Annotated in this window: 9 protein-coding genes; 6 read left to right on the plus strand and 3 right to left on the minus strand. The window is 56.2% G+C overall.

From position 1 onward, the window contains the following. The first annotated feature begins 206 nt into the window (after positions 1-206). A complete protein-coding gene (locus tag VGH19_13295) occupies positions 207-1,652 on the plus strand; it encodes a hypothetical protein (protein HEY1172336.1) in 1,446 nt (481 codons plus the stop codon). A 185-nt stretch (positions 1,653-1,837) separates the two neighbouring features. Beyond that, positions 1,838-3,289: a hypothetical protein gene (locus VGH19_13300; GenBank protein HEY1172337.1), complete on the plus strand. Its 1,452-nt coding sequence runs from the start codon at positions 1,838-1,840 to the stop codon at positions 3,287-3,289. 69 nt (positions 3,290-3,358) lie between these two features. On the opposite strand, the gene VGH19_13305 is transcribed toward VGH19_13300, so the two are convergent. Both VGH19_13305 and VGH19_13310 read right to left on the minus strand, forming a co-directional pair. Next, positions 3,359-3,991: a hypothetical protein gene (locus VGH19_13305; protein ID HEY1172338.1), complete on the minus strand. Its 633-nt coding sequence runs from the start codon at positions 3,989-3,991 to the stop codon at positions 3,359-3,361. A gap of 148 nt (positions 3,992-4,139) precedes the next feature. Then, positions 4,140-4,922, minus strand: coding sequence for an MBL fold metallo-hydrolase (locus VGH19_13310; GenBank protein ID HEY1172339.1), 783 nt, complete (start codon positions 4,920-4,922; stop codon positions 4,140-4,142). A 227-nt stretch (positions 4,923-5,149) separates the two neighbouring features. On the opposite strand from VGH19_13310, the gene VGH19_13315 reads away from it, so the two are divergent. The 3 genes from VGH19_13315 (at position 5,150) to VGH19_13325 (ending at position 10,196) form a co-directional block, all read left to right on the plus strand. Further along, on the plus strand, positions 5,150-8,077 hold the full coding sequence (locus VGH19_13315) for a M28 family peptidase (protein HEY1172340.1): 2,928 nt from the start codon (positions 5,150-5,152) through the stop codon (positions 8,075-8,077). Positions 8,078-8,258: 181 nt separating this feature from the next. Continuing rightward, a complete protein-coding gene (gene eboE / locus VGH19_13320) occupies positions 8,259-9,446 on the plus strand; it encodes a metabolite traffic protein EboE (GenBank protein ID HEY1172341.1) in 1,188 nt (395 codons plus the stop codon). Positions 9,447-9,449: 3 nt separating this feature from the next. Next, on the plus strand, positions 9,450-10,196 hold the full coding sequence (locus VGH19_13325; protein ID HEY1172342.1) for an SDR family oxidoreductase: 747 nt from the start codon (positions 9,450-9,452) through the stop codon (positions 10,194-10,196). Positions 10,197-10,236: 40 nt separating this feature from the next. Here the strand turns inward: VGH19_13325 and VGH19_13330 are convergent, their stop codons facing one another. Further along, the gene (locus VGH19_13330) at positions 10,237-11,040 is read right to left on the minus strand and encodes a hypothetical protein (protein HEY1172343.1); all 804 of its coding nucleotides are present in this window, start codon (positions 11,038-11,040) and stop codon (positions 10,237-10,239) included. 470 nt (positions 11,041-11,510) lie between these two features. On the opposite strand from VGH19_13330, the gene VGH19_13335 reads away from it, so the two are divergent. After that, positions 11,511-12,926, plus strand: a complete 1,416-nt coding sequence (locus tag VGH19_13335; GenBank protein HEY1172344.1) for a DUF1501 domain-containing protein — start codon at positions 11,511-11,513, stop codon at positions 12,924-12,926. The last annotated feature ends 219 nt before the right edge of the window (positions 12,927-13,145 follow it).

A 13,145-nucleotide genomic window follows, 5' to 3' on the forward strand; every position in this document is an offset into this window, starting at 1 on the left:
TTCCGGCCTTGATCGGCCATTTCGTAGCAGAATATCAGCCTTATTGCCCATTTCCTCTCCCCATTAGCCGAAACATTCTCCCGAGTCAGCACGGTCAGGAATGCAGATACCTCCCATTTGCCCGAACGGTTTACTCTTACTAGAAGCCGCTTCTTTTCCATTCGAGCTTGGTCATTCCTCAATTTCCTACATTATTCACCTCACCCATGAGTCCTGCCGCACCCATTATAAAGCGCCGCTGGCTCATAGTTTTCACCATCTTCCTACTGCTTGCCGCCATCTTCTGGTGGTCCCGCTCCGGTCCTACCGAACTCGACCGCTACAAGGCCCAACTCATCGCCCAAGGCGAGATCCTTGATCTCGATAAACTCGCCCCGAAACGCACGGGCACAGAGCCGGACGGTGATGAACCCATGCGCCAGACCGTCCGCCAGTTGACCAATGATCTCGTCCCTAAATCCCTTTGGTTCATGTTCACCACCACCAATGGTGTTCAGAAGATCGAGTGGAACTACATCACCGGACAGCATCACAGCAATACCCTCACGCGCATCCAGAACGGCGTCGCGGAGATCGAAAACAAACGTCACAGCCTGCTTGTTCTCCATCATGGCCTGACCAATTTGCCGGCGGAAAAAGGGGGTGATTACCGGCAGATCCTCAACCATCCCAAAATCAACTTCGTCCAGCGCCGCACCATTTCCCAATTTCTCCATCATGCCATTGTGCTGGATGCCTATGCCGGTCGCTATGGAGATGCCTTCACGAATCTCCTCACCTCCTTGCGCCTGGCCCAGCACCATCGTGAGGAATGGACCTTGGTGAACCAGATGGTGCGCACGGCCGTCGTCAGACTCCCCTTGGAAGATCTCAATTACGGCCTCGCCCTGCACGCATGGGATGATGCCCAACTCGCCGAACTGCACGCCCACATCGCTCCCATTTCGCTCGTCACAAACGTGTATCAAGCCCTCCTTTACGAACGCGCCGTGGGCCTCGCCTTCTTCGCCGAAGCCCGGCGGGATGCCCATTCTGCGGCCACCAACGCTTATTTCGTTCCGTATTCCTACAATTGGAAACGGCGCCTCCACACCACGCTCTGGAGTCATTTCGCCATCGATGAGGACGAACTCAACTTCCTTAAAATCTCCCAACAGCGACTCGATCTTATCCGCCCAAATCTGATCTCCCCAAACTGGGCTGGTGTGCCGGACCAATTACGCAGCGATTGGGAAACGCTGTTTCGCCCCGCCACCACTTACTCCTCCCAATTGAAACTCAATTTTACCGGAGCGCTCTACTCCTCTATGGATTCGGGCCTGACCACCCTCCTCTTCGCCGAAGCCTGTCGCCAGCAAGCCATCGCCGCCATCGCCCTGGAACGTCACTGGCTTAAACACCGCCGCTATCCCGACGCCTTGGAAAAACTCATGCCTGACTACCTCTCCCAGCTTCCCCTCGACCCCATTGATGGCCGTCCCATGCGCTATCGCCTGAATGTAGATGGCACCTACACCCTATGGTCCATCGGCTTCGACGGGAAAGACAATCAGGGAGATCCCTTCAACCCCGATCCGCAAAAACATAACTCCCTCAAAAAGACCCGCGATTTCGTCTGGCCCCGGATCAACCCTACAGATTTACCCCAATAATAGTCCTCGCCCCCCAATGTACTGTCGGCATCTTGCCGGCAGTCCCACCCCCAGCCGTCGCCGCGGCTCAAACTCTTCCTTTCTCTCAATGTTCGGATTTTGATGTTTCCCCATCTTCATATAGGCCCGCCGGTGCAACCGGCCTTGAACTTTGAAGATCGACCCCCTTAAACTCCCACTCACCAATGAGCCCCGCCGCATCCGCCAATAAAAAGCGCCGCTGGCTCATCACCCTCTCCGTTCTTTTACTGCTCGCCACCATCTTCTGGTGGTCCCGCTCCGGCCCTACCGAACTCGACCGCTACAAAGCCCAACTCATCGCCCAAGGCGAAATCTTCGACCTCGACCAAATAGCCCCAAAACGCACCGGCAGTGAACCCGATGGTGATGCCCCCCTCGAACAAGCCGTCAAAAAATTCAAACAAAACATCCAGCAGATGAAGGTCGGACTCTTCACGCTGGAACATTCCACCAATTCCCATTGGCGCGTTATCTGGTACGCCAATACCAATGCCCTCACCCCGGCCCAACGCGCACCCTTATGGCAACAAATGGAAGCGGATATGGAAAACCGCCGCGCCGATCTTCTCCTGCTAAGCCAGGCCCTGAAAAATCCCCCACTCGAAAAAGGCGGCGATTATCGCGATAATCTCAATTATCCAAAGGTAAACTACCACCTGCGCCGCTCCACCGCCTACCTGCTGCAAAACGCCGTCATTGCCGATACGCATGCCCGCCGTGGCGATGATGCCGCCACCAGCATGATCGCCCTCTTCGACCTGACCGATCTACAACGCGAAGAATGGTCCGTCGTCAATCAGGTGACACGCCCCGCCATCACCAGCCTTTCCCTCAGTGCTCTCAACTTCGGATTGGAATCACGCATCTGGTCTGAACCACAACTCTCCACCTTCCAACGGCGTCTGGAAAACATCTCCCTCGTCACAAATTTCAACCACGCTCTCTTATATGAACGGGCCTATGGAGTTCGTAGTTTTAAGCTGGCACGAGAGGAATCCTTTTCCGTGAACTTTAAGGGCGGTTACGATAATCCATGGGCACCTCTCCTCACCCTCTACTGGCATTCTGGTGGTCAAAACCATGATGAACACCTCTTCCTCCGCACCCAGCAGGAACGGCTCGATATCAGCCGCGTTCAAGCACAATCACCGCACTGGTCGGATGCCATCAAGCAACTCGAAGCCATCGATGCCAGCATCCCCTATGGCAGTCAAAAGCCCAACCTGGATGGCAAGAGCTGGCTCACGCAAAACCTCACCCTCCGTATTGTTAAAGCCTTCTCCATTCTCGCCTTGGCCGAAACCCGCCGCCAGCAAGCCATCGTAGCCACCGCCCTCGAACGCCACCGCCTCAAACACGGCCACTATCCGGACACCCTCGCAAAACTCATCCCCGATTTCCTAGCACAAATCCCCCACGACCCCATGGATGGCCGCCCCTTGCGCTATCGCCTAAACCCGGACGGCACCTTCACCCTCTGGTCCATCGGCTTCGACGGCAAAGACGACGGTGGCGATTTCTCCATGCCCGATCCCAAGAAACAAAACTTCCCCCAAGACGCCCGTGATCTGGCATGGCCCCGCCTTGATCCAATCGACCTTCCTCCTAATCCGTGAAATTTCGTGTTCCGTCTGTGGCAAAAACTTCCCCAAAAAACTGAACACTTCAAACTGAAAACTTGAAACTCAACCCGTGGGATACCCCGGGAAAAACTGGCTCAACCGCGTGATCGCGCTCTGCTTGTTGATGTTGTTCGGGTGACGCACCAGCACCTTGTATTTGTCCGCCAGCGTGTTCGGGTTCTGCCCGAGCTGCACCAGATACTCGATCAGGCACACCGCATCATTCGCCACCCAGTCGAAGACCTCATCCTCGCTGAACAACCGGCTGTCCGCCCAGGTCCGGTTCAGGCAGCCCATCAACGTATCCCGCACAAAGGCCGGACGGCTCACTGCCAATGCCTGGTAAAACTTCGCTCCTTTGCCGATCGGTGCCGTCTTGCACATGTCCGTCAGGAACGGCACCGCTTCTTCCGCCGGCAGATTTCGCGCAATGCTGTTCGCCACGGATTCCCAGGAAGCTACATCCCCGTTCTTCATGATGAACCTGAGCACATCTCCCAGATGCGGAAACCGCGCTTGCGTCACTGCCTGGCAAAAATCCGCCCGCTCCACCGGTGTCCACGCGCCCCACTCCTGCTCCAACTGGGCCACGGAAATCGTCGCCGAGCCGTCCGCAAACTTCGACTCGAAGAGTTTCGTCTGCAGATCGTCCATTTCATACTGGCGCGACCAGCGGGTTTCTTTGACCAATTGCATGGTTTCAGCACCACAAAAACGTGGCGGTGCCGTGACTAGAACAAAAACCCTCCCCGCCCGCCAGTCCAAATAATACACGAAATCTGCCTCAAGACAGGGCATGCCAGCCCTTTCTTCATTCTACCTTTTTAATTCTTCCTCCCCCGGCTTACATCTCCACCCGCATCCCATCGGTCGCGAATGTGAAAGGAATCTCTCCCAAATACCTCGACGCCAGCTTGTTGATCGCCGTCTGTTCCTCCCGATACTGCCGCGCCACATGCATGAACACGATGCGCCCGATATCCCGCCCTTTTAGATAACGGAACAGGTCTTTCGGCTCAAAATGCGCCAGCTCACACACCAAAAGATCCACCGGCTTCTCCAATAACGGGTCCAAATCCTTCGGTGCTCCAATGTCCGCACTGTGGGCGATGCGCAGTTTCGCCGTCTCCAACAAAAAACTATAGGCCGCGAACTCCAACGGATACTTGCGCTGGAAAGATTTCCGCAAGCTCTCCAGATGGGTCGTGGGAAATGGGGTCACCTTCACGTCCTTCACCTTGAAGGACTTACCCACATGCAGAGGCGTATATTGCGGCGTGAATGCCAGCAATTCCTCGAAAATCATCCCCGCGTTCAACAATTCGCGCATGGGCTTGATGCCATCCTCCGGCAGGTAGATCGGCAAATCCTTCTGCCGCTTCTCCAGCCATAACCCCTGCATGAACATGAAAAACCCGCCGATATGATCACAGTGCAGGTGGGAAAGCAGGATGGCCTCAAAGGAATCGTAACTCAGCCCTGAAGCCTTGAATGAGCGGCTGACCGATTCTCCACAATCGACGATGAAAGAGGTCTTGCCGAAGCGATAGTGAAACGACGAATGATTACGGTCAGCACAAGGCCAACCATCTCCAACGCCGTAACATGTCAGTTCAAAAGGACTCATCCTCGATCGCGAACGCCCCCTAACTACCCGGATTTTGCCCAGCAAAGCAAGCTCAGCCATTCATACCTTCATTCTATAACCCGTCCTAATTAGCCTGACTTTAACGGTTCCAAGCGGACTTTACTCGAAACTCAAAACCAAGAACCAGAAACCTTTTGGCCCGTCGGTGCAACCGACACTGTTCCTTTGTGCAAATCTGTGCTCTAATGCGTCAGACTCTCATGCGTATGAAACAGCATCGGCATTGGTTCAGCGGGGTATTGGCAGCTTGGGTGGGCATCACGGGCATGGCTCACGCGGTGAATGAGGCCACGTTTATTTCTCAACCCCGCCAACTCACCTTTGAAGGCCGCCGCAGTGGTGAAGGCTATTTCTCGCCCGATGGCAAATCCCTCATTTTCCAGAGCGAGCGCGAAGCGGATAACCCCTTCTATCAAATATTCACGCTCGACCTGGAGACGGGCGATACCCGCCGCATCTCGCCCGGCATGGGCAAGACGACTTGCGCCTTTTACCGCCCAAACCACGATGAAGTTCTCTTCGCCTCCACCCATCTCGATATCGAAGCCAAGGCAAAGCAAAAGGTGGAGATCGATTTCCGCGCCTCCGGCAAATCCCGCCGCTACGCCTGGGATTACGATGAGACTTTCGACATCTTTTCCGCCCAACGCGATGGCTCCAATGTCAAACGCCTGACTGGTGCCCAAGGCTACGATGCCGAGGGCGCTTACTCGCCGGACGGCAAGCACATCGTCTTCTGCTCCACGCGCGATGCCTTCCCGCTGGAGAAACTTTCTTCCCCCGATCGACAGCGTTATGAGCTGGATGCCGCCTATTTCGGCGAGATCTACATCATGAACGCCGATGGCACCGAGCAACGCCGTCTTACCAAGACGCCCGGTTACGATGGCGGCCCGTTCTTCACGCCCGATGGTCAACGCATCGTCTGGCGGCGCTTCAATGAAAAGGGCGACACGGCGGACATCTACACCATGAAGCTGGATGGCAGCGACGTCCTGCGTCTCACGGATTTCAAGGCCATGTCCTGGGCGCCGTATTTCCATCCCTCCGGCGAATACGCCATCTTCGGCTCGAACAAGGAAGGCTTTGCGAATTTCGAACTCTACATCGTGGATGCCCAAGGCACCCGCGATCCCATCCGCGTGACCTACACGGACGGCTTCGATAGCCTCCCCGTCTTCTCGCCCGATGGCAAAAAGCTCTCGTGGACCTCGGGTCGCGGTGGTGCTGGCTCACAGATCTTCATGGCGAACTGGGATCATGCTGCCGTGCAAGCCGCGTTGAAAGCGAATGAAGCGAAAGGTGCGTCATTCGTCGGCATCAAAGGCGCGAACCCTGTCAGTATCAGCGTGGCTCCCTCTGCCGCCATCAGCACGAACGACCTCTACAACCACGTCTCCTACCTCGCCAGTGACAAGCTCGAAGGCCGACTCACCGGCACTGCGGGCGCGCAAATGGCCTCCGACTACATCGCGCAACAATTGCAGACCAGCGGCGTCCGGCCTTTGGGACACACGGGCACATACTTCCAGAACTTCGAATTCACCGCAGGCGTTCAAACCATCACGAATGAGAACAAACTGACCCTGCATAAATCTGGCGAAAGCCTGCGCGAATTGAACTTCATCCCGGAACAAGACTTCCGCCCGCTCTCCTTCAGCGCGAATGGCGAAGTCTCTGGTGAAGTCGTCTTCGTCGGTTACGGCATGACCGTCCCCGGCAAGCTGGGTGACAGTTACGATTCCTACGGCGGCTCACTGAATGTCTCGAACAAGATCGTCGTCGCCTTCCGCTACGTGCCAGAAGGCGTGGATCAGAAGCGTCGCGTGGAGCTGAACCGATACGCCGGTCTGCGCTACAAGGCCCTGGTCGCCCGCACCCATGGTGCGAAGGCTCTACTCATCGTCACTGGACCGAACTCACCGAATCCCGGCGAACTCGCGCCCATGACCTATGATAGCAGCCTCGCCGGGTCGGGCATCGTCGCCGCTTCCATCTCCGGCAAGGTCGCCGATGCCATGCTGGCAGGCAGTGGCAAAACCCTGAAGCATCTGCAAGACATGCTGGACCAGGAAGACCCGCATGCCGCCGATGTGCGCTTCACCTTGCCGAATCTCACCGTGAACATCGCCACGAAGGTGAATCACCTGAAGAAGATGGATCGCAACGTGGTCGGCGTCATCCCGCCTGTTTCAGGCAATGAGTATGTGATGCTCGGCGCGCATTACGATCACTTGGGCCGTGGCGAGACCGGCGGCTTCGGCATCAAAGGCGAGGAAGGCCAGATCCACAATGGCGCGGATGATAACGCTTCCGGCGTCTCCGCCGTGCTGGAACTTGCCGCGAATCTCGCTGCCGAACGCGAGAAGAACCCCACCGCCTTCACGCGCGGCATCGTGTTCTCCTTCTGGTCCGGTGAAGAGATGGGCCTCATCGGTTCCTCCAAGTTCGCGGAGACGCCCACGCTCTCGCTTTCGAACGTCGTCGCGTATCTGAATTTCGACATGGTGGGTCGCGTGCGGGATAACCGGCTCACGCTGCAAGGCATCGGCTCCTCCACCGCGTGGAAGGGCCTGATCGAGAAGGCGAACGTGGTGGGCGGTTTCAATCTCGTCCTGCAAGATGATCCGTATCTGCCCACAGACACCACCGCGTTTTATCCCAAGAACATTCCCGTGCTCGCCTTCTTCACCGGCAGCCATGACCAATACCATCGCCCGGCCGATGACGTGGACACGCTGAATTACGAAGGCATGGAGCGCATCACCAAGATGGCCCGCCGCATCGTGCTGGATCTCGCGAAGGAAGGCACGCGCCCGGATTACGTGAAGGTCGAGAAGAGCGATAAAGGCGGAGCCCGCGATGGCCTGCGCGCCTACCTCGGCACGATTCCCGATTACGCCACCGAAGTCCAAGGGGTGAAACTCAGCGGCGCTCGCGGCGGCAGCCCAGCGGACAAGGCGGGAATCAAGAATGGCGACGTCATCATCGAATTCGCCGGGCAAAAGATCGCGAACATCTACGACTACACCTACGCCCTCGACGCCGTGCGGATCGGCTCCCCCGTAAAAGTAATCATTATGCGCGACGGCAAGAAGGTGGAGCTGAGCATCACGCCAGAGGCGCGGAAGTAAGCGGAGCGCGGGTTTCTTTGGACCGCGACTGTGTCCCGCCGAGGGACCAGTCGCAGCATGTGAAAAGCAAAGGACAGTCTAAAAATATTTCAACCCGCCCATTTGCAATCGTGGCCGCTGCGGCCCGATTTAAAATTTCCCCTTCCCCCTGCCCGCCTGAATCCTGTTCAATCATTCAATTATGCAACTGACGCATGGGCTGCATCTGGCTTATTGTACGAACATCCATCGCGGTGAGACGTGGGAACAGACTTTTGGCACGCTAAAGCAATTCACACTCGGTGTGCGTGATCGCGTGGCCAACGGCAAACCTTACGCCATCGGCCTGCGTCTCGGTGAGCAAGCCTCACTCGAATTGAGCGAGCCTGCGCGTCTCACGGAATTTCGCAAGTGGCTGGACAAGGAGAATTGCTACGTCTTCACGATCAATGGCTTTCCCTACGGCAGCTTCCACGGCACCCGCGTGAAGGAACAGGTCTTCGCACCCGACTGGACCACCGAGGAGCGCGTCGTTTACACGAACCGCCTTTTCGATCTCCTCGCGCAGATCGTGCCGGAAGGCGTGGAAGGCAGCATCAGTTCTGTCCCCTGCTCTTACAAAGAATTTATCACCAGCGAGGCGCAAGAGGCAGCCCTGCGTCGCAATCTTTGGCGCACGGTGGAACACATCGCGAAGGTCAGCGAACGCACCGGCAAGAAACTGCACCTCGGCCTCGAACCCGAGCCGCTCTGCTATCTGGAAACCAGCACGGAGATGGTGAAATTCTACAACCAGATGCGCGAAGAACGCCCGAATGATGCCCGCCTGAGCGAACATTTCGGCGTGAATTACGACACCTGCCATCTCGCCATCGAATACGAAGAACCCGCCGATGTCATCGCCCGTTTCAAGGCGAACGGCGTGAAGATCTCCAAACTGCATTTCAGTTCCGCGCTGAAGGTGCGCCCCACACCGCAAGTGCGTGAGGCGCTGAAATCTTACTTGGACACCGTCTATTTTCATCAAGTCATCGAGCGTGATACCGCTGGAAACATCAAACGCTACAAAGACCTCGACGTGGCTTTGGATAAAGCAGCTCAGTGGACGATTGATCCTGCCGCGCAAAGCAAACTCGAGTGGCGCATCCATTTCCACATTCCCCTGCACAGCGAGCCCACGGCCATCTACGACAGCACCTCAGACCACATCCAAGGCGTGCTCGATATCTTGGCGAAGGAACCAACACTCTGCCCGCACCTCGAGATGGAGACCTACACGTGGGAAGTGATGCCCGATGCAATGAAGAAGCGGAACGTCGTGGACCAGCTTGTGAGTGAATACGAGTGGACATTCAAGGAACTGAACCGGCGCGGGATCAAGCAGGCTTGAGCTATGAAACAGGTGATGCTCATCACGGGTGCGGGCCGTGGTATCGGCGCAGCGACTGCACGTCTCGCAGCCAAGCGCGGCTATGCCGTGTGTGTCAATTATCGCACGAATGAGGCTGCCGCAGAAACAATCGCACAAGAGATACGATCTGGTGGCGGTGAAGCGATCACTGTGGGTGCCGATGTGGCGAGTGAAGCCGATGTCGTCCGTCTCTTCAAAACTGTGGATGAACAGCTCGGCCGCCTTACCGCCTTGGTGAATAACGCGGGCATTCTGGAAACGCAGATGCGCATCGAGACCATGGATGCCGCGCGCCTGAACCGCGTCTTCACTACGAATATCACTGGTTCCTTCCTCTGCGCCCGTGAGGCCATCTTGCGCATGTCCACCAAGCACGGCGGCTCCGGAGGCGGCATCGTGAATGTCTCCTCTGCTGCCGCACGATTCGGATCAGCGGGCGAGTATGTGGACTACGCCGCCTCCAAAGGCGCGATGGATACCTTTACCTTGGGCCTGTCGCGCGAAGTCGCCGGTGAAGGCATCCGCGTAAATGCCGTGCGCCCCGCCTTCATCTACACGGACATCCACGCCAGCGGCGGCGAACCCAATCGCGTGGACCGCCTGAAAGATTCCCTGCCGATGAAACGCGGCGGCCAGCCCGAAGAAGTCGCCAATGCAATACTCTGGCTGCTTTCCGAAGAAGCCTCGTATGCGACCGGGACTTTTATCGAGATGGCAGGCGGGAGATAAGGAGCGCGGGCTTCGATCGCGGATGGCTGAGGACGGCCGTCTATGACTGAGCCGGTTTCGGGAAACGGTCTTTCGGAGTGAAGCCCAAGACCGCGTCCCACGTATCCAGATAGATTTCTCCATGCACAAAGCAGCCCCGCTCGGCCATGACTTGATAGCTCCAACGGGAAACATGAATAAACTCTTCGACCTCGGTTTGGGCCGGCAGAGAGGGATACTCTCGCCAGCCTTCGTAAGAAAGATCATCCATGATACCGCTGACAGACCATGGCTTGTAGTTACCTTCAAATGTTATCAGATGACGGTACAGATTTACCAAGACCCACTGGGAGTTTGTTTTTTCGATCAGCACCAAGGCGTTCTCGGTATAGGACGAATAGATCATCCCCTTGAACGCCAAGATATATGCATTGCGCACATCCGTTTCTTTCAACTCGGCGATGATCTGGTTCACGTCCGGCTTGATCCACGCCCGGGCACATGGATGGCCTGAAGGATAGGCTGCGGAAACATATTCACGGATGTTTTCGTAACTGTAACCCGAGCGCAGGGATATCAAGTCTCCCGCGAGATTTAGCAGTTCAGCGGGTCGGCTGGGCAGTGCGCCATGCACGTTCTTCAATGCGGTAGCAATCTGCTCCGCGCCAATCGCATCGAAAGCTTGAGCCGTTAGTCGCACTGTATCGGCATCATATTGATCAAGAAAGGAATCGATACCCTCCATGTCACAATAAACTTCAGCCTCTGAAATCAACCAGACATCACGGTCTGCCGGCAACAAGCTATCCATCCCCGCATAGGCACCCAGCCGGATAGCAAAATCGATGATGTGGTCTGGGGTCATTCTCGGGTTATGATTAACCAAGTGGGTTAAAGTTTAAGTAATCAGAGAAATCATGGCAATCTGGTGTGTTAAAAGCTCGGAGTGCTAAAATGCAGCGATCATTTTTCGGGAGATTTCCGAATCCCACAGATTGCACCTAGTCTAAGTAATTTATTTTCAGATAGTTAGGTTGGATTAAAGGGTTTTTCAGAAATAATTCACCAATACAACCAATGTCCTACACCCTCGGGTAAATTATGAATTATGAAGGATGAGTGATGAATGAAGAAGGGGGAATCGAGGACGACGACGAGAACGAGGACGATTGATGAGGGTGGAAATTGGCTTGTAACCTCCCCCTTATCCGGCTCGTCTGATATCGTTACCAGCCCGTGTTGGATTTTAGCCAAGTGGTTGAATCCGAAGGACTCACGGAAGGGTTGCCGACCGGGGATGGACGGCATAAACAATTTAATAAACAGACCAACGCTATGGACCTGAAGCAGCACTTACCGTCACCCGCCGACCTGTGTGTCACGCGCCGCCAGTTTTTGAACCGTTTCGGCATGGGCTTCGGTGCCCTCAGCCTCGGCTCGATGCTCGGTTCGCAGCTCATGGGTGGTAGCAGCCTGTTTGCCGATACGAACAAGTCTCCGCTCGCGGTCAAGGAACCCCATTTCCCCGCCAAGGCCAAGCGGGTCATCCATATCTTCGCCCAAGGTGGCCCTTCCCACCTCGATACTTGGGATCCGAAGCCCGGTCTGGAGAAGTATCGCGATCAGGACGTGAAAGAGATCGGCGGTGTGCCGATGGTTTCGCCCTTCAAGTATAAGAAGACCGGCCAATCGGGCATCGAGGTCAGCGAACTGTTCCCGAAGATCGGCGAGAACATCGACGAGATGACGGTCATTCGTTCGATGTATACGGACATCCCCGCGCATGAATTTGCCACGCTCATGATGAACACCGGCTCTGGCCGCATCGTGAAGCCGTCCATGGGTTCTTGGGCGCTCTACGGTTTGGGTTCCGTGAATCAGAATTTGCCAGGCTTCATCGCGCTCTCGCCGAACGGCAATGTGCTGGGTGGTTCCTCGAACTGGCGTTCCGCGTTCCTCCCCGGTGCCTTCCAAGGCACGATGGTGAGCACGGGTAACATGAGCGCCGAGCGCGTCATCGAAAATCTCAAGAATTACTACACGCCGCTGAAGGATCAGCGCGAGCAGCTCGACTTGGTGCAGAAGTTCAACGAACTGCATAACCAGAACCTGAAACGCGAAGCGGAACTCGAAGCGCGCATCCAGTCCTTCGAGCTGGCCTTCCAGATGCAATCCGAGGCCGTCGATGCCTTCGATATCAGCAAGGAACCGGAGCACATCAAGGAGATGTATGGTTCCAACGCACAAGGCCGTCAGATGCTCGTCGCGCGTCGTCTTGTGGAAAAAGGCGTGCGCTTCGTGCAGGTGTGGGACAGCGGCTGGGATCATCACGCGAACTTGCAAACGGTCATCACGCGTAAGGCGGGCGATTGCGATCAGGCGATCGGTGCGTTGCTCAAAGATTTGAAGCAGCGCGGCATGCTCGAAGACACGCTGGTGATCTGGGGTGGTGAGTTCGGTCGCACGCCGCGTCATGATCGTGGTGGCCGTGGTGAACCGGGTCGCGATCATCATAATCGCTCGTTCGTGGCGTGGATGGCGGGTGGCGGCGTGAAGAAGGGCTACGTGCACGGTGCCTCCGATGAATTCGGCTACAACGCGGTGGAAGACAAGGTCCACGTGCATGACCTGCACGCGACGATCCTGAACCTGCTCGGGTTCGATCACGAGAAGATGACGTATCGCTATAACGGTCGCGATTTCCGCCTGACGGATGTGTACGGCAACGTGGTGAAGGAACTGATCGCTTAATATTATGCGTGGGAAAACATCAGGCACATTAGTCAGTCCGTCACCCTCGCCCCTCGGAGGGGAGAGGGCCGGGGTGAGGGGTGCCGGTATTTTCCATATGGTAGTTGGCTTTCCTGAGATAGGGGCACCCCTCATCCTCAATCCTTCTCCCCTCCGAGGGGAGAAGGAAGATAGCCAGTCGCCACGTCGCAAACTCAACAACGAGCGCAAAATTTCACC

It is taken from the genome of Verrucomicrobiia bacterium (genome assembly GCA_036405135.1).
In the GTDB taxonomy this organism is placed as follows: Bacteria; Verrucomicrobiota; Verrucomicrobiia; order Limisphaerales; family JAEYXS01; genus JAEYXS01.